We start from the raw sequence: 22,920 nt of genomic DNA on the forward strand, positions 1-22,920 counted from the left end.
TTAAATCGGAGCCCTGTGCCAAAGACGGAGGGAAAATGCAAATTGGTTGTACATTGTTAAGTCCGCAGGATTTGGATGCGGCAAAGGAAACAGGCTTTGATTATGCAGAGTTTATGGGTAAATATCTGGTTTCCTTATCATCAAGTGAATATCTGGAATTACAGAGGGCTGTAAAAAGGAGCCGTCTCCAGGTGGCGGGGATCAATGGTTATTGTCCGGAAACCGTGAAAATAGCAGGCCCGGGGTTCGAGCCGGAAATCATCCGGAAATATGCATGTCAGTGCGCACAGAAAGCAGGTGGCCTGGGAATCAGGTTTGCCGGAATTGGCTCCCCCAGGTCGAGAAACCTTCCAAAAGGCTACTCCAGGCTGACGGCAGTGCATCAGCTTAAGGAATTTTTGAAGATCACGGCGGAGGAATTTGAAAAATACGATATTATAGTATGTCTGGAACCGCTGGCCCCCTGTTATTGTAATTTTATCAATTCTATACCAGAGGCCGTTTCGATTGTCGAAGAACTGAATCTGTCGAATGTGGGGCTTGTTGTAGATTTTTATAATATGGAGTATGTAAATGAAGCGGATCTGAATCTGAAAAAATACAGAAGCATTATTAAGCATGCACATATTTCGGATGATGACGGTACGCCCAGCCAAAGATCTTACCTGAAGCCGGAAAAGGAAGAAATCCACAGAAACAGGATCAGAAGGCTTTATGAAAATGGTTATCAGGGGGCTATAAGCCTGGAAATAGATTGCAGGATTGATGCGGTCCGTTCGGCGCGTTCTCTGGAAATTATGAAATCTGCCAAAGTCAGATGACAGGAGGAAAACGGAATCATGTATATAAAGGATAAAAAGATTATTATCAGCGCAGCAATCACGGGAGCGACACACGTCCCCAGTTTGTCAAAGTATCTGCCAAAGAATCCGGATGAAATTATATGCAGCGCGATTGAGGCATGGAGGGCAGGAGCGGCGGTTGTGCATATTCATGCCCGTGCACAGGATGGAAAGCCCACTACGGATCATGGCATTTTCCGTTATATTCTCTCCTCCATATCTCAGGAATGTGATGCGGTAATCGGAATTACTACAGGGGGAGCAAACGGAATGAGCGTGGAGGAACGTTTTTCCGTGATTGAGGAATTCCGGCCGGAGCTGGCTTCCGCAAACGGCGGTTCCATGAACTTTTGCTATAACAGGCTATTGGCTGGGGTGGAAAAACCGGAATATGACTGGGAAAAAGAGTATGTGGAACGGACCTGGGATAACGTATTCCGCAATTCCTTCCGAGATATGGAATATTGCATCCGTACAATGAATGCCTGCAAAACTCTGCCGGAATATGAGATATTTGATTATGGCCAGCTCAATAACCTGAAAATATTAAAAAAACAGGGAATTATCACGCAGCCTGTGTATATTCAGTTTGTGCCAGGTGTACAGGGAGGAATGCCTGCCAATAATGAAACGCTGATGTTCATGATCGATCAGGCTAAAAAGATACTTGGAAATGATATTCAGTACAGCAGCGTGGGAGTAGGCAGAAAAATGTTTAAGCTGGAAGTGATGAGCGCGTTGAACGGAGGAAATGTGCGGGTTGGTATGGAGGATGGACTTTATATCAACCCGGCGGGGAGTCCGGCTAAAAGCAATGCACAGCAGGTGGAGAAGATAAAAACTATTCTGGAAGCGCTGGATTTTGAAATTGCAGACAGCAATGAGGCGCGGCAGATGCTTCATTTAAAGGGAAAAGAGTACGTGAATTTTTAAGGAAGGGAGTGCTGCTGATGAGCTATAAAGTCGGAACAAAAGCGAGCTTTTCAAAAACAATTGCGGAATGCGATGTATATGGCTTTGCGGGGATTATAGGAGATTTTAACCCTTTGCATGTAAATGCTGCCGAGGCGGAGGAAATGTTGTTTGGCAGGAGGATTGTTCATGGAATGCTGACGGCATCCTTTCTTTCGACCGTGATTGCGAGCCGTATGCCGGGACCGGGAACTATATATATGGAACAGAATTCCAGATTTTTAAAGCCGGTTTTCTTTGGGGATACTATTACAGCGGAAGTTGAGATTACTGAGCTTTTGGAAAAAGGGAGGGCCCGTTTAAAAACCACAGTGGTCAATCAGGACGGGGTAGTGGTGGTAGACGGAACGGCTCTCGTAAAATTACCGAAGCAGGAGGAGTAAGGATGGTACATAATATCAGTAATATTGTAATTGCAGGAGCAGGTATAATGGGTTCCTCCATAGCGCAGCTGTTTGCAGGGCATGGATACCGGGTGGTTTTGTATGATATCAATGATGAGGTGCTGGAAAAAAGCAGAAAGTTGATTTTGATTAATCAGGAGGCATTAGCTCAGTCAGGTGGATTATCCGGCAAAAACAGGGAAAGTATCCGGGATAATATTACATTTTCCTGTAAAAAGGAGAGCTTTGAAAGAGCGGATTTTGTAATTGAGGCTATAATTGAAAAAATGGAAATCAAGCATAGCTTCTGGAGCGAAATATCCGCATTGGTTCCGGAAAAAGCTATTTTAACCAGTAATACATCAGGACTGTCACTGACGGAGATTGCAAAGGCTGTCAGGAAACCGGAGCGCTTCTGCGGTATGCACTGGCTGAATCCACCTCACATTTGTCCGTTGGTGGAAATTATCAATGGGGACAAAACTGCACCTGAAACGGCGGATATTGTTTACGATCTTGCATGCGACATTCATCGTTATCCGGTACGGCTGAAGGCAGAGGTTCCGGGATTTTTGGTTAACAGGTTTCAGTTTGCTGTTTTAAGGGAGGCTATGAGCCTGGTGGAAGCGGGAGTTGCGCAAAAAGAGGATATCGATAAGGTATTCAAGTATGGTTTAGGACTGCGGTATGCCTGTCTGGGACCTTTTGAAATAGCGGATCTGGGAGGTTTAGATACCTTTTATAATATAGCCAGTTACCTGTTTGCAGATATCAGCGATAAGAAAGACGTGCATGAGATGTTGGAACAGCTGTATAGGAAGGGGGATTTCGGAGTAAAAACCGGAAAAGGCTTTTATGATTACAGCGGCGGCAGGGACAGGGAGGTTATTGAAAAACGTGACAAAGATTTCATGAAGGTGGCAAAATGTCTGTACGAAGAAGAATAAAAAGTAATCGGTGTATCATATGATAGTAGTTCTGTTAATAAAAAAGACGACTGCGTTATTTCTTATTATGTGCATGGGGATGCTGCTTGTTAAAAAAGGAATACTTAATGCAGGCGACAGCAGAGTTATATCGGCGATTTCCATACATCTGATTCTGCCCTGTGTAATATTAAATGCATTTCAGGTGGAGTTTTCACCGGAAGTAAAGGAAGGGCTCTTTCTGTCGCTGGCAGCAGCCGTAATTATAAATGTGGGGCTGATTGTGCTTGTAACAATATTTTCAGGAATACTGCGGCTGGATGCGGTAGAACAGGTTTCTGTCATATACTCAAATGCCGGGAACCTTGTGATTCCCATCGTATCCGCGATTCTTGGTTCGGAATGGGTTATTTATTCCAGCGTTTTCCTGGCGGTGCAGATGTTTCTGATATGGAGCCATGGCAAAATGGTGCTGTGCGGGGAGAAAAAACCGGACTTGAAAAAGGTATTTGCAAATATTAATATGCTGGCAATAGCTTTGGGTATTTTATCCCTGATTTCCGGGCTGCATTTTCCGGGGCCGGTAAAGGATGCCATTGACTCTGTGGGGGGAATGGTTGGTCCGCTTGCCATGTTGGTAACGGGGATGTTGATTGCCGGTATGGATTTCAGGGCTATGCTGTCATATAAAAGGATTTGGCTGGTCGCATTTCTGCGGCTGCTGCTTTGCCCGGCTCTTGTTCTGGCTGTTGTCAAATATAGCGGCATGGCTTCGTGGGCTGCTGCAGGAGACAAGATACTTTTGATTACATTAATTGCCTGCATTACTCCGTCGGCATCCACTATTACACAAATGGCGCAGATTTACGGTCAGAACGCGGACTATGCCAGCGCTATAAATGTTATAACAACTATCTTATGCATTGTGACAATGCCGGTTCTGGTATTGCTTTACCAAATGTAAAGTCGTTATTAAGAATGCCCGCGGAAAAAGCATTTCCGCGGGCATTCGGTAATATTGGTTTCAGCTTTTGCTTGATTGGCAGACGGAAGAAGGATTTTAACAATATTTAAGAGGTAATCACCGTCCCGGCCTTCCCCTTCACCGCGTCCGCCACGAAATCCAGCGATGTGATCAGCACGCTTCCGGTAGGAACCGCCTCCAGATAAGAGATGGCGGCTTCGATTTTGGGAAGCATTGTGCCGGCTTCGAACTGGCCGTCTGCAATATAAGCTTTGGCTTCCGCTGTATTCATACGGCGGATAGGGGCTTCCGTTTCCTTCTGGTAATCCTTGTACACCTGTTTTACACTGGTGAGGATGATCAGCTGATCAGCTTTCAAATCCACGGCCAGCTTGCCTGCGATGCAGTCCTTTTCAATGACTGCGGAGGCGCCTTTTAAGGCATGCTCCTGAGGGATGACAGGGATACCGCCGCCGCCGCAGGCGATGACCTCCTGGCCGGCATCAGCCAGGGCGCGGATGGCGTCGATTTCCAGGATATCGATGGGCTTGGGAGCCGCTACAATACGGCGGTAGCCTTTGCCCGGTTCTTCTATTACAAAGTTGCCTTTTTTCTGTTCTATTTCCGCATCTTCCTTTGACATATAACGGCCGATCAGCTTGGTGGGCTCATAGAACGCTTCGTCATAAGGGTCAACGGTGACCTGGGTGAGGATGGTGCTGACTGACTTGGATATCCCGCGGCTTAACAGCTCTGCGCGAAGGGAATTCTGGATATCGTAGCCTACGTAGCCCTGGCTCATGGCATTGCAGACGCACATGGGAGCGGGGGTGTAATCAATGTAAACACGGCGCAGCTCTGTCATGGCCTTATGGATCATGCTTACCTGCGGGCCGTTGCTGTGGGTGATGGTCAGCTGGTAGTCCGCCTCAATTAAGTCGGCCAGCGCTTTTGCCGTCACTTTCACGGCGTCCAGCTGTTCTGTGGTGGTATATCCCAGAGCCTGATGCCCAAGGGAAACAACTGCTCTTATTTTGCTCATATGCGGTTCCTCGCTTTTATAGTTTGTTGGCGGCCCCGGCGGACCGGGCGCCCTGTCTGTATCATGTTTCTTCCGGCAGCTGCCCGGATGATTGGACAGTTACATTTTTATGTTCCTATTATAGCAAAAACAAAAAAGTTTGTATACCGCAAAGATGCCGGATGACTTTTGCAGTGAAGTATGCTAGTATGCAATTAGACTACATGGCGGCGGTTTTTGGGGCCGGGAGGGCGGCCGTCGCTGCAGTAAGATAAGGGGTGAAGAATATGTATTTTAAGCTGATGAATAACAGGCCGGAGCTTCTGACCGGAATGAGAGAGCTGCTGGAGGAAAGGCGCCATCAGGTGGTTACAGACGCCCAGACGGTGAATCCGGTGCTGAACGGCGGGCTGGAAATGCCTGTAGAGGTTACAATGGATCTCACCGGCGTGGAAGATGGCAGGGAGGTGTCGGTTACCTACAGCTGCTGTGAAGAAAAGGGTTGCCGCAAAGGGAAAGCGGTGCTCAGGGCCTGCGGGAAAACGTTCCTTTTCCGTGCGCTGATGACGCTTGTACGGGAACTGGAAAGAAAAGGGACGGACGATAGCTTTGAAAAAAAGGAAACCGTGTACCTGGATAAAAACGGTACCATGCTGGACTGTTCCAGAAACAGTGTACTCAATGTGGAAACGATAAAGAAGTATATCCGTATCCAGGCAGCGCTGGGCATGAATACCATGATGCTTTACACAGAGGATACCTATGAAGTGCCGGAGTATCCTTATTTTGGCGCGTTCCGCGGCAGGTATACGAAGGAAGAACTGGCTGAGTGCGACAACTACGCAGCCCTGTTTGGAATTGAAATGATTCCCTGTATTCAGGCGCTTGCCCATCTGAAGACGGCGCTTCGCTGGGATGTGATGCAGGGAACCCGGGATACGGAGGATATTCTTCTGGTGGGGGAGGAGAAGGTCTATGATTTTGTAAAGGCCTGCATCAAATCCGCTACGGAGCCTTTCCGCAGCAGGAGGGTGCATCTGGGAATGGATGAAGCCTGGTCGCTGGGCCTTGGCAATTACCTTCTGAAAAACGGGTATCATACCAAAGCGGAGATTATGACCGAGCATCTGAAGCGGGTTGCGGATATTTGCAGGGAACTGGGGCTGGAGCCCATGATATGGTCGGATATGTATCTGCGCATGGTATCCCCGGCCAGCGAATATTATGATGTGCCGCTGGATTCCGATCTGTCGGATGCCGTGAAGCCGCCGCAGGAAATCGGGCTGGTTTACTGGGATTATTACCATGATGATGAGAATTTTTATAAATCATATCTGCGTATGCACAGACAGCTGTCGGAAAAGACTGTTTTTGCCGGGGGCGGCTGGGTATGGAACGGCGTGGCTCCCAACTTCCGGGTGGCCTTTGCAACTACGGAAGCGGCGATGCGCGCCTGCAAGGCGGAGGGCGTCCGGGAAGCGGTATGCACCATGTGGCAGGATGACGGCGCGGAAACTCCCATGGCGGCAGGCCTTCCTTCTATCGTGCTTTTTGCAGAGCATGGATTTTCCAGAGAGCCTGACAGGGAGTGCCTGAAGGAGCAGTTTGAATTCCTGACGGGCAGTAGCTTTGACGCGTACCTTGCCCTGGGTGAATTTGACGCGGCGCCGGGAAGCGAGACCTTTGACAATCCTTCCAAGTATCTTCTTTATCAGGATGTGATGATGGGATTATTTGACGGGCAGGTGAAGGAGGCGGACGGTTCCATGAAAGCCGGCGGTGCTGCGGAATCCTGTCTGGAGCGTTATTATGAGCGGCTTCGGGAGAAGCTGCAGGGGCTGGCGGGAAGTGAGGCGGCCATTGAGGATGAGGTGCTGGAGCTGTATATTCATCTGGCGGATGTGCTTTCCGTAAAGGCCGGCATGGGCAACCGCCTGTGCGCGGCATATGCGGCTGGCGACAAGGCGGCGCTGAAGGAAATCGCGGAAAAGGAGATCCCTTCCTGCATGGAAAAGATAAAGGAGTATAAACGCTGCAGAGAGGAAATCTGGGATTCGGAGAGTAAAATTTTCGGCTATGAGGTGCTGGATATCCGTCTGGGAGGACTGCTGTCCCGTATGGAAACAGCGCAGCGCAGGCTGAAGAACTACCTGACCGGGAGGCTTGATAAGCTGCCGGAGCTGGAAGAGGCGCGTCTGCCTTACCGGCCGGTGAAGGACGGGGAGGAGCATAAGCTGTGTAGCTGCAATAGCTGGAGGATGATTGTTTCGGCTTCGCCGGTGTAAGAAGAGAATATATTGAGTAAAGGAAGAATCCGAGAATGTTTTTGGATTCTTCCTTTATTATGCAGATAACAGACAAAGTTAAATAAAGAAATCCCCGGCAGTAAGAGAATGGTAAACTACCAGGTGATTTAAGTGTAATCGTGGAGGATTTGCGATGAAAGCTTTAGGAATTGATATTGGAACGACATCAATATGCGTAGTTGTATATGAAGGAGAAAATGGGACGCTGCCCTTTATTGCCAGAAGGAAAAATGAATTCATTTCTGAAAATTTTGAACAGGATCCGGATGCTATAGCAGATAAAGTTATGGAAATGCTGTCGGAGGCTGAGAAGTGTGGGTTTGGAGGGAATGCGCTCAGCGCGATCGGTATTTCCAGTCAGATGCACGGTATCCTTTATGTGAATAAGGAAGGAGAGGCTGTGTCGCCTTTTTATACCTGGAAAGATGAAAAGGGGAAGCTTCTTAATGCAGAGGGAAAAAGTTATGAAGCCGTTTTACAGGAAAAGACAGGATTATTAATGTTTTCCGGATATGGAACAGTTACGCATTATTTTTTGGAACAAAAAGGTCAGATACCTCAGGATGCTTACAGAATGATTAATATTGGTGATTATATTGCCATGCGGCTGACGGGAAGGAAAAGTCCGTTATTAGATGAATCAATTGCTGCCAGTTTCGGAGGATACATAATAGAGTCGGAAAATTTTGCATGGGAAAAACTTAAAAAGGCGGGGATAGAAACGGAATTTTACCCGGAAATTTCACGCTCGGGAGAGCCATTCGGTTTTTATAAGGGAATACCGGCAGGTTGTGCTCTGGGTGATAATCAGGCCAGTTTTTACTGCATAATGGATAAGCCGGAAGAACAGATAAATATTAATGTAGGGACCGGATCACAGGTTGTTATCTTTGACGAACGCTGCATTTATAATGAAAAAATTGATGTGCGCCCTTTTTTCAAAAAAGGGAAGCTTTATGTTGGAGCATCTGTAAACGGCGGTAAAACCTATGAAAGGCTGGCTTCCTTTTTTGAGGAAACAGTATATGAGTTTACCGGTATGAAGATCAATGCTTTTGAAAAAATGAATATTATAGGTTCGCAGAATACGAGATCAACCCTGGTGATAAATCCCTGTTTATATGGCAGCAGAGGAAGAATGGATGAATATGGTAAAATAGAGAATTTGACGCCGGAGAACTTCCATCCATCCGATTTTATCAGGGCATACGTCAGAGGGATGGCAGAGGAATTGTATCAGCTGTATATGGATTTCCCAGAAGAAATCAGAGAGGGGAGAAGGGAAATTGTAGCCAGTGGAAATGGTATCAGAAAAAACAGGCTGATGGCGGAAGCGGTTGCAGAAAGATTCCATATGAAGCTTCATTTTATTGATATTGAGGAAGAAGCAGCGGCAGGGGCTGCAAAGGCGGCTCTTGACCGTTATGCAAAATTGACTTGACAGGTAAAGAAGGCAGTAGTATAGTCAATTCATAATAAACCTACTGAAATACTAGGAATACAAACATCGTAACAGCTCAGCGGCCCGGACTGTTACAATACCTCGGCGGCAGTCAAATAAAAAAGGAGAACAGACTATGGCAAATATTAAAAAAAGTGCGGAAGAACTCATTGGAAGAACCCCTCTTATGGAGCTGGTGAATTACGAAAAGGCAGCAGGCGTTACAGACGCTGTGATTCTGGCGAAGCTGGAGTATTTTAATCCGGCTGGCAGCGTAAAAGACAGGATTGCCCTGCAGATGATTCTGGATGCTGAAGAGCAGGGGCTGCTGAAGCCGGGAGCCACCATCATTGAACCCACCAGCGGAAATACCGGAATCGGCCTGGCGGCTATGGCTGCGGCCAAGGGCTACAAGGCAATTCTGACCCTGCCGGAAACCATGAGCGTGGAGAGGCGCAAGCTGCTGAAGGCCTATGGCGCGCAAATCGTCCTCACCCCGGGGGCGGAGGGAATGAAGGGAGCCATTGCGAAGGCGGAGGAGCTGCACAGCCAGATTCCCGGTTCCTTTATCCCCGGACAGTTCGAGAATCCGTCCAATGCCAAAGCGCACAGACTTACCACCGGCCCTGAGATTTGGGATGACACGGATGGAAATGTGGATATTTTTGTGGCGGGAGTAGGTACCGGGGGGACACTGACCGGCGTAGGCTCCTATCTGAAGGAAAAAAATCCGGCGGTCAGGGTGGTTGCGGTGGAACCGGCCCAGTCGGCCGTGCTTTCCGGCAAAAAGCCCGGCCCTCATGCCATCCAGGGAATCGGGGCGGGATTCATTCCCGGCGTGCTGGATCAGGAAATCTACGATGAAATCATACAGGTGGAAAATGAAGATGCCTATGTTACAGGAAGGGCTATTGCGCAGACCCAGGGCCTGCTTACGGGAATTTCCTCCGGAGCCGCCCTGTATGCGGCAACTCTTCTGGCGAAACGCCCTGAGAATAAAGGAAAAGTAATTGTTGCGCTGCTTCCGGATTCCGGCGACAGGTACCTTTCCACCCCGCTTTTTGGCGAGGAATAGACGAAGTCCCGCAAATGTCCGCCAGGGAAGGATTTATGAAAAAGTCTTTTTTCTGAAAATTATGGGGCGGTATAACCGTTCAATTCCTTCACAAAGACTGCCAAAAACCATCCTGAATCGCCTGCAGGGATGCTTTTTGGCAGTCCTGGATCACTTTCCTGCGTTCAGCACAGTAAATGTGCCGGCCTGCGTGACAGTTACGTCTCGTTTACTATTTACAGGATTAGAAGAAATGTGGTATGATAAAGCTTGCGCGGGAATCGGGGAAGCCTGCCGGATTCTGACGGCGGCCTTTGACGGGCGGCAGAATTGCTGCGTTCCTGCAGTACTGGTTTGAAAACATTTGTCCGCATGTGGCGGACAGACAGAAGCTAAAGCGAAAGGGCTTGAGAAAATGGAACAGCCTATCATACAAATTAAAAATGTGACCAAAACCTTCCAGACGAGGGAAAACAGGGTGGAAGCCCTGAAGAACATCAACCTGGAAATCAATAAGGGTGATATCTACGGCATTATCGGTATGTCCGGCGCCGGAAAAAGCACGCTGGTACGCTGCCTGAACTTCCTGGAGAAACCCACGGGGGGAACGGTTCTGATCGAAGGGCAGGATCTGTCGGCCTGTACCGATAAGGAGTTGCGGAAGGTGCGCAACAGCGTTGCCATGATTTTTCAGCATTTTAACCTGCTGATGCAGAGAACTGTGCTGGACAACGTATGTTTTTCCCTGGAAATTCTGGGTATGAAGAAAAAAGAGGCCAGGGAAAAGGCCAGGGATCTTCTGAAAATCGTGGATTTGGAGGCAAAGGCTGACGCATATCCGGCCCAGCTTTCCGGCGGACAGAAGCAGAGGGTGGCAATTGCCCGTTCCCTTGCCATGAACCCGAAAATCCTGCTGTGCGACGAGGCTACCAGTGCCCTGGATCCTACGACAACCCGGTCCATTCTGGCGCTGCTTAAGGATATCAACCAGAAATTTGGAATTACCATCGTTATCATTACCCATGAAATGGGCGTGGTACAGGAAATCTGCAGCCATGTGGCGATTATAGATAACGGTGAGCTGGCGGAAACGGGAACTGTGGAGGAAGTATTTTCCGCGCCCAAATCCAGGGCTGCCAGGAAGCTGGTGTTCCAGGGAGAGAGGAAATACAGCCTGATGAAGAGCAAGCGCTGCATCCGTATTGCTTTTACAGAAAATTCCTCCTTTGAGCCGGTGATTGCCAATATGGTTCTGGAATGTAAAGCCTCTGTCAATATCCTCATGGCCGACACACAGGATGTGGGCGGCATAGCCAGAGGACAGATGGTCCTGCAGCTGCCGGAGGACATGCAGATTGCGGAGAAAATGATTCAATACCTGAAGGACAGGAATCTTACCGTAGAGGAGCTGGATGATTATGTGGAATAGTGCAACGGTTATGATGATCGTGGAAGGTACCTTTGCTACCTTATATATGACGCTGGTATCCACGCTGATGGCCTATGTAATCGGCCTTCCCGCAGGCGTGGCCCTGGTGGTGACCGGAAGGGAGGGACTCAGGCCCAACAAGACGGTGAGCAGGATCCTGGATGTGCTTGTCAATGTAATGCGAAGCATCCCCTTTCTCATTCTGCTGATTCTTGTCATACCTCTGACAAGAGCCATTGTCGGCAAAAGCTATGGCCCCAGCGCCACAATTGTGCCGCTGACTCTGGCAGCAGCCCCTTTTATTGCAAGACTTGTGGAATCCTCCCTGCTGGAGGTGGATAAAGGTGTCATTGAGGCGGCCCAGAGTATGGGAGCCGGGATTTCGACGATCGTCATTAAAGTAATGCTGCTGGAAGCCCGTTCTTCCCTGCTGAGCGGACTTGCCATTGCCCTGGGCACCATCCTGGGATATTCCGCCATGGCCGGAGCCGTGGGCGGCGGCGGACTGGGAGACATCGCCATCCGCTACGGCTACAACCGATACCAGCTGGATATCATGATCGTGACGGTTATCCTTCTGGTGGCGCTTGTACAAATCATGCAGGCCGTCTGCATGAAGCTTTCCCGGAAGCTGGACAAAAGAATTACCGGATAGCGGCGCAGCCCGCTTCACACTGAAGCCATGTACCTGCAGGCACAGCCTGGCAGAGGCTTAACATAGAAGTACATGTTTATGTATGGATGAATGGAGGAGAAAATTATGAAAAAGAAAGTTTTATCTTTTGCCCTGGCCGCTGTTTTATCAGCAGGCCTTCTCACCGCATGCGGTTCCGATGCGTCAACCACTGCCGCGCAGACCGATGCTGCAGCTCCTGAAAGCACGGCGGCAGCTGTGACCGAAGAGGCAGGCAGCGAAAGCACTGCCGCCCAGGAAGCTGAAAGCACAGCAGAAACTACCGTGGAATCCAAAGGAAAGGTTACCGTTGCGGCAACCAGCGTTCCCCACGCGGAAATCCTGGAAGCAGCAAAACCCTTAATGGCAGCCAAAGGCTGGGAGCTTGTAGTAACTGAATTTACGGATTACGTACAGCCCAATGAAGTAGTGGAAGCAGGCGATATGGATGCCAACTACTTCCAGCACATTACCTACATGGAAAGCTATAACGAAGAAAAAGGCACACATCTGGTAAATGCCGGAAATATCCACTACGAACCCCTGGGAGTATATCCCGGAAAGCAGAGCGACCTTGCAGCTATCACTGATGGCGCTGAAATTGCAGTTCCCAACGATACGACCAATGAAGCCAGAGCGCTTCTCCTTCTCCAGGAACAGGGCCTGATCACCCTCAATGACGGAGCAGGCATCACCGCAACCGTAAACGACATCAAGGAAAACCCTCACAAAATCAAATTTGTAGAGCTGGCGGCAGAGCAGATTCCCAGAAGCCTTCCTGACTTTGACTTTGCCGTAATCAACGGAAACTACGCCCTGGAAGCAGGCCTGAACGCAGCCGACGACGCCCTGGCCGTAGAAACCTCCGATTCCGATGCAGTTAAAAAATATGTCAACGTCATCGCCGTAAAAGAAGGCAACGAAAACAACGAAGGAATCAAGGCACTCGTAGAAGTCCTGAAATCCGATGAAATGAAAAAATTCATCAACGACACCTACCAGGGTTCCGTTGTACCTTACGAAGGATAAGCTCTTCGATAACTTTTTAAGTTTTTGGAAATTCAAAGACGAGCATTTATCTTTTCCGGATTCAAATTAAAACTAATATATCTATAAAAAATCTGCGCCCTCCGTTTCCCGCAAAGAAACCAGGCCGCAGATTTTTTATTCCCGCGAGCAACGAGCCAAGTAGCCATGCTTGCATGGATATTTGGCGACTGCCGCGAGGGTCAAAGACCCCGCTGCTCTGCAGCGCTACAAGTTTGATATCCCGTTGCGTGCAGCGGGGTCTTTGATTAAATGCAATTACCACAACCTGAACAACATACAACCTACAGAACTTACAACCAGACAACATACCTGCGCAGCTTTATTTTTGTGGTGGCGCGGCCTCTGTCCTCTCCCGGCCTCCGGCGGCCGCACCACCACAAAAATAAAGCCTCACTCTCCACTACATATCGGCCTTGACTTATACTATTCATACTGGTATGGTATAGATACAGACAACCATGGATAAAACAAATTTAAAGAGGTAGAAAATGAGTGCTATGAGAATTTCGACCAAAGGAAGATATGCAGTGCGTGTTATGCTTGATTTGGCAGTTAACAACACCGGAGAATATATTAAAGTAAAGCAGATAGCGGACCGCCAGGGAATTTCAGAAAAATATCTGGAGCAGATCATAGCGATTCTGAATAAGGCCGGCTTTGTAAAGAGCACAAGGGGCGCACAGGGAGGCTATCGCCTGGCGAGGGATCCGGCCGAATATACAGTGGGACAAATCCTCCGTCTGACGGAAGGCTCTCTGAATCCGGTGCCATGCCTGGACAGCTGCGGAGGGACAGCAGACTGCCTGCGCTATGATACCTGTGAAACCGTGGATGTGTGGAAACAGCTGGCGGATGCCATTAATGGTGTAGTGGACAGCATTACCATTGCAGATCTGGCTGAAAAGCACGCGAAACGTATGGAAAGTATGAATTATATGATTTAAAGCAGCCGCAGGGCTGCTTTTTATTTGCGGTAAGATGCTGGTCCGGGCAAAGCTGCCGCCCTACAGGATGCGGCCGGCGATTCCGGAGGGCTGGCGCCCGGCCGCATCCAGAAGCCTGCGCACCTCCATCAGTATGGTGCCTGCCTGCAGATATTCATCCGGGGCAGGGGGCCTTTGTTCTTCTGCGTAATTGTTTGGTTTCCCGCATTCCCTGAAAATATGGTATTTCCCCGGAGGGCAGGTAAGGAAACCGGCGCTCAGGCGGGGAGGCACAGGCTTTCCGTGGAAGAGGACAGGAAGGCAGGAGGCCTGCCGTACCAGCTCCAGCAGCCTGTTTTGCAGCTCCTCATGGGATATGCAGCCGCAGGCGAGAAAGAAGATTGACTCATCATAACGGGCCAGAAAGCTTCCGTCCCCTGTGTCGGACAGTATTTCCCTGGCAGCATCGGCCACAGCGCGCAGTACGCCCTTACAGGCCAGTTCACCCAGGTCCCGGCAGATATCATCCAGATTATCAATCTTAATCAAGGCCAGATGGAAAGCTTCTGAATTCCAGCCGGAATACGCGGCGGCATTGATCAGATGTTCATCTATGTAATGCGGGTGATAGGCCAGGGTAACCGGATCGGTCACCATTTTATTGTTTAAAAAAAGGAATTCATTTTCAATTTCCTTTGGGGATTCCTCGCCATTTAATACGGATCCGGTGATATCGGTGACCAGCTCCATTATCAGCTCCCGATCCTCAAGCAAAATATAGCGGCAGAAAATCTGGTAGATATGATCCTGCATATATTCAAATTTTGTGCAGGAGGTTTTTGATTTCATTGCGCGGGCGGAGATACAGTTTACGCACTGCTGTTTTTTATCCCAGACGGAATAACAGGGCTTGTCCGGAGTCAGGGTCAGGATGCCGTCCGCCATGGAAATTTTTACTGTATGGCAAATGAAAGGATCCACAAGCCGGACAATGGCAAATGTGTTTTGTAATACAGACATTTCAGATTGTAATTCTGTATATGTATAATAATATTTCACAAAAATGTCTCCTTTCCGGCAGAAAACTCCTGTTTTTAGAAATTAACAAACCATAAGAAACAGATTATCATATTTTACATAAATTGGCAATGCGGTAAAATCTGCCAAAATCAGGGCGTTGCGGCAAAAACCGGTGCCGGTGCAGGCAGGGAAAAACATGTGTATTTCATATTACGGGTATATCTTTTGCCGCCGGCGTATTGGGCGGAAAGAGTTGACATACCTTCCAGGTATTTGTAATATGAAAGTAATGCCAGCCGGAGCAAGGTTCGATTGGAGAAAGCATAGGGCGATAGAATGGATAAAAAGGTGCTGCTGTCCACGACGGACAATAAGCAGATTATGGAAGTATTTCAGGCGCTGAACCAGACAAGCGATGATTATTTTTTCATATTGGACATAAAAGAAGACAGCTGTTTTTTCTGCGACAGGGTGCGGGAGAGATTTCATATATCCTCCGATTTCATATGTCCGGCGGGAGAAGGGCTGCGGGAGCTGGTAGCAGAGGAGGATTTTCCCCTGCTAATAGAGGATTTAAGGCGCATCCGCGCCGGAGAAAAAAAATACCATGACATGGAATACCGCTGGTACAGTAAAGATAAGGAAATCATATGGATCCACTGCCGGGGAACGGTGATTTATGACGGGGAAGGCAGTATCCGTCTTCTTGTGGGAAGCATTTCCGAGGTAAACGGGGAGGAAAAACGCGACCGTCTGACCGGTCTGCATGGGGAAGGCCGTTTTGCCCTTGACCTGGGACGATTGCTTCAGAAGAAACATGGAGCCGGATTTCTTTTGCTTATTGGCGTGGATGATTTTAAAGAGATCAATGAAAAATATGGGATAGAATCGGGAAATACGCTGCTTAGGGAGCTTACGGACATTATCAGGGAATGTATGCTGCCGGGAATGCAGCTTTACCGGCTGGTTGCGGATGAATTCGTTCTGTTCGGGCAGGATGATATGTGCTCCGCGCAGGTAGTGGAGTTGTTTGAAAAGATCAGGCGTAATATTTTCAGACATATAGAAGAGGAGGACTACCGTAATTTCTATACGGTTTCCGGCGGTTTGCTCCAGCTGCCTTATCCTTCTGCCGATTACAGCGAGCTGGTAAAATATCTGGAATTTGCCCTGAATGAAGCAAAGCGCCGGGGAAAAAACGCGCTTGTGGCATTCAGCAGGGAGGATTATGACGCCTATGTGGGCAGACTGGAAATCAAGGAAGAGCTGCGTAAGGCCATATTTAATGATTATGAAGGTTTTTCCCTGCATTATCAGCCGATAGTGGATGCGAAGAACTATGAAATCAGAGGAGCGGAAGCGTTGCTTCGGTGGGACAGCAGCAGATACGGGAAAATGCCGCCGGGGGATTTTATCCCGGTGATGGAGGAAAGCGGGCTTATCATTCCCATGGGCTCCTACGTGATAAAGGAGGCGGTGCTCTGCTGCTGCAGATTGAAGAGGGTTATCCCATTGTTTCATATGAATATCAATCTTTCCTACGTACAGCTGAAAAAGAGCGATGTGCTTCAGGAGCTGCGTAACCACCTGGGAGTGGCGGAGGTGTGCCCTGAAAATATCATGCTGGAAATTACGGAAAGCGGATATATTGAAACTGATCCTGCCTTCCGGAAGGCCATGGAGGAAATCTGCGGGCAGAAGCTGAGGCTGGCCATCGATGATTTCGGAACAGGCTATTCCAATCTGCGATATTTGAAGGATCTGCGTGCCGATATGATAAAAATTGACCGCTCCTTTGCGGTACGGGCGTTGGAAAGCGATTATGACTATACGCTGTTGGGACATATTATTGAAAGGGCCCACAGCATCGGCCTGCGGGTGTGTCTGGAGGGCGTGGAAACGGAAGAGGAGCTGGTGCGTTTACAGCGGCTGTCCCCGGATTACATTCAGGGATTTTTATTCGGCAGGCTCGTGCCTGAGAGGGAATTTGTTGAAAAATATCTGGGAAGCGGCGCCTTTAAGACCTGGCAGGAACAGGCCGGGCCGGGAGAGGGCGGCAAAAGGACCAGGGGAGAGACGGAATGAAAAGGTTTGGAAATGTAATACTGAAAAAATGGTACTGGTTTTTATTTGCGGCCGTGGTGCTGGGTGAAGCTGCGGTGTTCCTCTTTTTCGGGGAGGGCAGTTATATCGCTACACATGATAACCTGGATCTGTTTATGGGACACTTCCAGGCGATGAAGCTTTGGGACGTGTTCTTTGCCCACAATGCTGAGGTGCCGATACTGGGCGGTATCACTAGGGACTATTTAAGCTCGGAATTCAATCTTTATAACATCCTTTTTTATCTGCTGCCGCCCTTTGCGGCATACATGTGCGGGTATTTTCTGAAAATCCTGATTGCGGAGGGCTCCATGCTTCTGCTGGCAAAGGATATTTACCAGGAAAATTATAAGAAATATGAGCCTGCGGCAGTGATAATCGGACTTATTTACGGACTGCTTCCTCTGTTCCCGGCCTATGGGATCGCCTTTGCGTCCATTCCGCTTGCCGTGCTTTTGCTGCGCAGGATTTACAGGGGGGAAAGCCGGTGGGACTATCTGTTTTTGTTCCTTTATCCGCTTCTTTCCTATTTTTCTTATTTCGGTTTTTTCATCCTTGGATATCTGGTACTGGCTATTGTGATACTGGCGGTGCGGGATTACGGCAGTATGAAAAAGGCGGCGCCGGATGAAAAGAATGGGCAGGAGGATGTGCGGAAAAATGTCCAGGAGAACGCACGGAAGAACGCGCAGAAGGATGCACAGGGGAAAACGAGGCGGCCCTCCTTCCTGCGCTCCATTAGCCTGCGGCTTGCGGCGGCCCTGGTCATCCTTTCGGCAGGCTATATTCTGTTTGAATACAGGCTGTTCGGGGAGATGCTTTTTTCCGACGTGGTGACCATGCGCACCACGATGGCAGAGGATAACTTTACCGCAGGACAGATTGTTTCCTCCATATGGGAGGTGTTTTATCAGGCTATATTCCATGCCCAGCCTTCCCATACCAGGTTTGTGCTGCCTTTGTGCATGCTTTTTCTTATTTACCGTATTTTCTGCTTCCTCCGGGAAAAAAAGCCGGGGAAAATAGTGACGGACAGCTTCTGCCTGGTTATTTACTTTATAATAGGAAACTGTCTGGTTTATGGCTTCTATTATTGGGGCGGCTTCCGCAGACTGTTTGAGACGCTGGTGCCCCCGCTGAAGGGCTTCCAGTTCAACCGCACCGTTTTTTTCAACCCGTTTCTCTGGTACGCAGCGCTGTTTTTGCTGGTGAAGTACCTTATTGATAAAAGGAAGCAGTGGCTGGGTTATCTGGTTTCCCTGATTGCGCTGGCGGTGGTAATCCTGACTCCGGCTGTATACAATGATTTTTATTCCACCTGCTATTACAATGCCTATCGGATCATAAAGCATACACAGGTGGAAAACCTGAACTACCGGGAGTTCTATTCGCAGAAGCTGTTTGAGGAAATCAAGGCGGATATCGGCTATGACGGAGAGTACAGCGCTGCTTACGGAATGCATCCCGCGGTGCTTTCCTATAACGGAATCGCCACGCTGGACGGCTATCTGGGCTTCTATCCCCAGGAATATAAAGAAGAATTCGGAGCCATGATAGCCCCCGCCACGCAGAAGGTGGAGGAATGGAATACTTATTTCTGGGACTGGGGAGCCAGGGCATATCTGTATTCCGGTTCAGGGGAAAATACGTGGAACGCGGTCAGAACCATGGCCACGGCCGATGACAGGCTGTATATAGACGGTGACATGTTCCGCAGGCTCGGCGGTAAATACCTGTTTTCCCGGATTAAAATCAGCAACGAAAAGGAACTGGGCTTTACCTTAACCGGAACCTATACCCAGGAGGAATCCCCTTATACGATTTATGTTTATGATGCCGGTTAACCATTGGTTGCAAAACTGCCCGGATCCAACTGGGAAGTGGGCGGATAACCGTAAAATGGTAAGCGACGGATTTGACAATGCCGTACCTGTAGTGTTATGATAAAAAAGTCCGGGCTGTGAGGGCCCGGGCGGAAAGAGAAACGGATTACCCCAGAGAAGGAGAAATAAAATGCCAATCAGAATCCATAATTTCGCCGGTAAATTCGGATGGAATATGAGAAAATATTTTCCCAAGCTGGCAAGCGAGGGATATCTTACCTTTCAGTTTATGACCCGCGGTAAATCGCAGAATGAATACATCAAATATTTTATGTCAAGTGATCCGATACCGCATCCCAATGTGGTGAACCTGGAGACCATCAACCGCTGCAACAGCACCTGCGAATTCTGCACGGCCAACAAGAACGCGGAGAAGCGTCCTTACGCCCGGATGGAAGAAAGCCTGTATTACAATATTATTGACCAGCTCAGGGACTGGGGCTACAAAGGCCACCTGACCCTGTACGGAAATAATGAACCTTGGCTGGATACAAGAATTGTGGAATTCCACAAGTATGCCAGGGAACAGCTGCCGGAAGCGTTTATTTTCATGTCCACCAACGGACTGCTCCTGGATGTGGACAAGGTAAAGGCTATTGTCCCTTATGTAAACCAGCTGATCATCAACAATTACTGCCTGGATATGAAGCTCCATGACAATATCAGGGTGATTTATGAATATGTCAAGGCCCATCCGGAGGAGTTTAAGGATGTGGACATACTCATCCAGATGCGTTACCTGAAGGAGGTGCTTACCAACCGCGCCGGAAGCGCGCCCAACAAGGCGGCTACGGAAAAGGTAGTAAAGGAAACCTGCCTGATGCCCTATACAGACATGTGGATTACGCCGAACGGCAAGCTGGGTATCTGCTGCTGTGACAACTTCGAGGTTACGGAGGTGGGCGATCTGAACACAATGCCCCTGAAGGATGCCTGGAACAGCCCCGCATACCAGAAGCTGAGAAATGCGGTTAAGGACGGCCGCCAGAATTACCCGTTCTGCAAGCACTGCGATTTCATCGATGCCGGTTTACGTATGGATATTGTGAATGACATTTTGAAAAAGAATAAAAAGTAAGCTGTTTTTTAATAATAAAAAAGCGCAGCATGAAAAAGCCGTTCCCGTCAGTAAGAGACAGGAGCGGCTTTTATTATTTTTATTTATAATTGTTCAGTATCCCTCACAGTTACTGCCAAAATCAGTTCTGATTGGCTGTGGATTCCAGGTATTCCTTATCCGTATTCACGTTCCAGATATTGGAGCGGTCACGGACGCCGTTCAGAATGTTATGCACGGTTTCAAAGGAGGTCACCATGGAATGATCGATATTATTATACCGGTGCTGGCCGTTGCGCCCCACGCAGTAAAGATTATCAATGGTATCCAGATATGCCCTCAGCTCATCGATATCCTTGTAAGTATCAAAATAAGCAGGATAAGCCTTTTTCACCTTTTCCATATGGGTATCCATTACCTGGGAGGGACTGTCGATAAGTCCCATCTGTACCATTTCCTTCACGGCAAAGTCTGAAAATTCCTTTTCGCTCATCTGCCAGAGGGAATCCCCTTCATTACAGAAATACTCCAGACCCACCCAAACGGTATGCTCCAGATCCTTTACCATGTAAGGCGACCAGTTATTGTAAATCTGGAACCGCCCCATCTGAACGGTACGATCATGTACATAAATCCAGTCATCGGGAACGATATTGGAAATAGTCCTGATCTTCGTTTTGTTTTCCAGGTTCAGCCTGGGGACCAGGACGCCCAGAGTCATATAATCCCGGTAAGGAAGACCGGCGGCGATGGCTGCTTCTTTTTCCGGCACCCCGTTCATGCCGCCCACAAGATCCTTTACCGGCATGGAGGAAATAAAAATATCCCCCTCCATTGTATATTCCTTCCCATCCTTTTCATAGGTCAGGGAAGTGATATGATTATTTTCATCCTTATGAAGCTTCGTAACACGGCAGCCGCGCCAAATCTGCCCGCCCAGCTTTTCGATTTCACTGCCGGTCACATCCCACAGCTCACCGGGCCCCAGCTTGGGATAACTGAATTCCTCAATCAGGGAAGTTTCCACATGGCCGTTTTTCTTACCGGGGAAAATTTTGCGGAACATATCCACCACAATCGCCATGACAGAAAGCCCCTTGGCACGCTGCGCGCCCCAGTCGGGAGCAATTTCCCTAGGGCTCCTGCCCCACAGGTTCTCCGTATATTTTTCAAAGAACATGGAATAAAGCTTCTTCCCGAAACGGTTGATATAGAAATCCTCCAGGGAGTTTTCCTGCCGCTTATGAAGCACGGAGGCCAGATAACTGAAGCCCGCCTGCATCGTGGTCAGGAAGCCCATGTTCTTAAAGGTTTCCCATTTCAGGGAAATAGGGTAATCAAAAAATTTCTTATCAAAATAAATTCGCGATACCCTGTTCCTGGTAAGCATAACCCGGTCGCATTTCTCCGGATCAGGGCCTCCCGCAGCCAGCGGCGGCGTCCTGTGCAGGACGATATCATCATAAGCCGGCGCCCCCTGGGGAGGAAGCATTTCCTTCCACCAGGCATTCACCTTCGGATCCTTTGAAAAAAAACGATGCCCGCCCATATCCATGCGGTTCCCATTATAGTTTACAGTCTTGGAAATACCTCCCAGAAGCCCGCTTTCTTCCAATACAATGACTTCTATCTCCTCCGGGGGATTCTTTGCCTTGCTTCCCTTCAATAATTCATAGGCCGCAGTCAAACCGGCCGGACCGCCGCCTATAATCAAAGCTCTTTTCATATGAATGAGATTCCTTTCTATGGCATGCATCTGAACCGGCACGCCTGTTTCAGGTCGTTATTATTTTTATCTTACCATATTCTACGCCCTAATTCAAATAGGAAAGATTGGGTGGATGTAGATAATAAAAGCGTTGGGGGGTGAGGGCCGCCTCTCTTTGCGGGCTGTGGAGCCTGGGGGCTTTGCCCGGAGACGGCGGGGCAGCTTTGTCCCTTCCGGCTGCGGGGGGCGTATTTCGTGTTCCAGTCTCAAAAAAGGGGTGTTTCTAACTGTCCCGGAAGGACAGGTTTCTGTCAGCGCGGCTGAACTCCTCATCCTTCGATGATAGCCGCATATTATATTTTCTTGTCAGCGGCAGGTATTGGTGCGGCTATCGTCTTCAGGATTCGTCAGACAAGCCGCTAGGGGCGACAGAAGCCTGTCCTTCCGGGGCAGTAAGAAACATCTCCTTTTTTTCCAATGGAACACGAAATACGCCCCCCGCAGCCGGAAGGGACAAAACCGCCCCGCCGTCTCCGGGCAAAGTCCCAGGCTCCACAGCCCGCAAAGAGAGGCGGCCCGCCAAGGTTTTTATCTACATCCATTCGGATGTGGCAAGGAATCCCTGTTTTGCGGAGATGTCATCAAGGCCGGCGAGATAATCAATGGTACATCCGAAAGCAAGGGAAATCTTTAAGACACTCTTTAATGAAGGATTACAGATCTTGCCACTGGCAATTTTTTTGATAGTTTCATACGGTACACCGGATTTGTCAGACAAAATTTTCAAAGACCAGTTATGCGCAGACAATTGACTGGATATTCTGCACATAAGAACCTCCGCAAGCTTCAACTCTTCTTTCTTTTGATCATAAACATCCATCTCATTCTCCTTCTTTCCTGATACAACTTAATTTTCTGCTTTTGCAACTGTTCAGTACATTCACAATCATTTCTTTTTTTCCTCATCAGTCTCATTTGGACTTTGGGCTTTTCGATACCCCTCGGGCAGTTGGGAGTGTGGTTTGTGGGGCGGCTTTGGGCCTGCGGCCGGGATGTGGCGGGGCTTTTTGGATGGGGCGGGCGGCGGTGGGAGGGTTCCTGTAAGGGTCGTATAAAAACGCCGGTCCTTGCGTTGTGTCCTTTACAACGCTAGTACCGCTGCGTT

At 48.8% G+C, this 22,920-nt stretch carries 19 protein-coding genes; 15 read left to right on the top strand and 4 right to left on the bottom strand.

From position 1 onward, the window contains the following. The 5 genes from DXC51_RS20550 to DXC51_RS20570 all read left to right on the top strand — a co-directional run. On the top strand, positions 1-821 hold an 821-nt coding region (locus DXC51_RS20550), incomplete at its 5' end, for a sugar phosphate isomerase/epimerase family protein (RefSeq protein WP_207660870.1). Between the two features lie 18 nt (positions 822-839). Next, entirely contained in the window at positions 840-1,775 is a 936-nt protein-coding gene (locus tag DXC51_RS20555; protein ID WP_102287621.1) for a beta-keto acid cleavage family enzyme, read from the top strand. 17 nt (positions 1,776-1,792) lie between these two features. Then, positions 1,793-2,197 carry a MaoC family dehydratase gene (locus DXC51_RS20560; protein ID WP_102287622.1) on the top strand — a complete coding sequence of 135 codons (405 nt, stop codon included), beginning with the start codon at positions 1,793-1,795 and terminating at the stop codon, positions 2,195-2,197. Positions 2,198-2,199: 2 nt separating this feature from the next. Next, positions 2,200-3,144 carry a 3-hydroxyacyl-CoA dehydrogenase family protein gene (locus tag DXC51_RS20565; RefSeq protein ID WP_117545292.1) on the top strand — a complete coding sequence of 315 codons (945 nt, stop codon included), beginning with the start codon at positions 2,200-2,202 and terminating at the stop codon, positions 3,142-3,144. A 19-nt stretch (positions 3,145-3,163) separates the two neighbouring features. Then, positions 3,164-4,087: an AEC family transporter gene (locus DXC51_RS20570; protein WP_117545293.1), complete on the top strand. Its 924-nt coding sequence runs from the start codon at positions 3,164-3,166 to the stop codon at positions 4,085-4,087. Positions 4,088-4,193: 106 nt separating this feature from the next. On the opposite strand, the gene arcC is transcribed toward DXC51_RS20570, so the two are convergent. Further along, positions 4,194-5,129: a carbamate kinase gene (gene arcC, locus DXC51_RS20575; RefSeq protein ID WP_102287625.1), complete on the bottom strand. Its 936-nt coding sequence runs from the start codon at positions 5,127-5,129 to the stop codon at positions 4,194-4,196. Between the two features lie 266 nt (positions 5,130-5,395). Here arcC and DXC51_RS20580 point away from each other — a divergent pair, with 266 nt between their 5' ends. The 7 genes from DXC51_RS20580 to DXC51_RS20620 all read left to right on the top strand — a co-directional run bounded on the left by DXC51_RS20580 (position 5,396) and on the right by DXC51_RS20620 (position 14,005). After that, positions 5,396-7,393, top strand: coding sequence for a beta-N-acetylhexosaminidase (locus DXC51_RS20580; protein WP_117545294.1), 1,998 nt, complete (start codon positions 5,396-5,398; stop codon positions 7,391-7,393). Positions 7,394-7,547: 154 nt separating this feature from the next. After that, the gene (locus DXC51_RS20585) at positions 7,548-8,855 is read left to right on the top strand and encodes a sedoheptulokinase (RefSeq protein ID WP_117545295.1); all 1,308 of its coding nucleotides are present in this window, start codon (positions 7,548-7,550) and stop codon (positions 8,853-8,855) included. A 136-nt stretch (positions 8,856-8,991) separates the two neighbouring features. Next, positions 8,992-9,930 (top strand): cysteine synthase A, encoded by a 939-nt coding sequence (gene cysK / locus DXC51_RS20590; RefSeq protein ID WP_021639042.1) that lies wholly within the window; start codon positions 8,992-8,994, stop codon positions 9,928-9,930. A 394-nt stretch (positions 9,931-10,324) separates the two neighbouring features. Then, a complete protein-coding gene (locus DXC51_RS20600; protein ID WP_025488587.1) occupies positions 10,325-11,338 on the top strand; it encodes a methionine ABC transporter ATP-binding protein in 1,014 nt (337 codons plus the stop codon). Continuing rightward, the gene (locus tag DXC51_RS20605; protein ID WP_117545297.1) at positions 11,328-11,993 is read left to right on the top strand and encodes a methionine ABC transporter permease; all 666 of its coding nucleotides are present in this window, start codon (positions 11,328-11,330) and stop codon (positions 11,991-11,993) included. The genes DXC51_RS20600 and DXC51_RS20605 overlap by 11 nt, the downstream gene beginning before the upstream one ends. Positions 11,994-12,098: 105 nt before the next feature. Further along, positions 12,099-13,040 carry a MetQ/NlpA family ABC transporter substrate-binding protein gene (locus tag DXC51_RS20610; protein ID WP_025488589.1) on the top strand — a complete coding sequence of 314 codons (942 nt, stop codon included), beginning with the start codon at positions 12,099-12,101 and terminating at the stop codon, positions 13,038-13,040. 518 nt (positions 13,041-13,558) lie between these two features. After that, the gene (locus tag DXC51_RS20620) at positions 13,559-14,005 is read left to right on the top strand and encodes an RrF2 family transcriptional regulator (protein WP_025488590.1); all 447 of its coding nucleotides are present in this window, start codon (positions 13,559-13,561) and stop codon (positions 14,003-14,005) included. A 60-nt stretch (positions 14,006-14,065) separates the two neighbouring features. On the opposite strand, the gene DXC51_RS20625 is transcribed toward DXC51_RS20620, so the two are convergent. After that, positions 14,066-15,043: a GGDEF domain-containing protein gene (locus DXC51_RS20625; RefSeq protein WP_035323528.1), complete on the bottom strand. Its 978-nt coding sequence runs from the start codon at positions 15,041-15,043 to the stop codon at positions 14,066-14,068. Positions 15,044-15,340: 297 nt separating this feature from the next. Here DXC51_RS20625 and DXC51_RS20630 point away from each other — a divergent pair, with 297 nt between their 5' ends. From DXC51_RS20630 to DXC51_RS20640, 3 genes are all read left to right on the top strand, one after another. Further along, positions 15,341-17,089, top strand: coding sequence for a putative bifunctional diguanylate cyclase/phosphodiesterase (locus DXC51_RS20630; protein WP_117545299.1), 1,749 nt, complete (start codon positions 15,341-15,343; stop codon positions 17,087-17,089). Beyond that, on the top strand, positions 17,086-18,951 hold the full coding sequence (locus DXC51_RS20635) for a DUF6044 family protein (RefSeq protein ID WP_021639049.1): 1,866 nt from the start codon (positions 17,086-17,088) through the stop codon (positions 18,949-18,951). Before DXC51_RS20630 ends, DXC51_RS20635 begins: the two co-directional genes overlap by 4 nt. Positions 18,952-19,120: 169 nt before the next feature. Next, on the top strand, positions 19,121-20,068 hold the full coding sequence (locus DXC51_RS20640; protein WP_021639047.1) for a radical SAM/SPASM domain-containing protein: 948 nt from the start codon (positions 19,121-19,123) through the stop codon (positions 20,066-20,068). A gap of 121 nt (positions 20,069-20,189) precedes the next feature. On the opposite strand, the gene DXC51_RS20645 is transcribed toward DXC51_RS20640, so the two are convergent. Further along, positions 20,190-21,773: an NAD(P)/FAD-dependent oxidoreductase gene (locus tag DXC51_RS20645; protein ID WP_035323555.1), complete on the bottom strand. Its 1,584-nt coding sequence runs from the start codon at positions 21,771-21,773 to the stop codon at positions 20,190-20,192. Between the two features lie 574 nt (positions 21,774-22,347). Next, entirely contained in the window at positions 22,348-22,635 is a 288-nt protein-coding gene (locus DXC51_RS20655) for a helix-turn-helix domain-containing protein (RefSeq protein WP_021637420.1), read from the bottom strand. Positions 22,636-22,920: the final 285 nt, after the last annotated feature.

The sequence above is a fragment of the Eisenbergiella massiliensis genome (genome assembly GCF_003435485.1).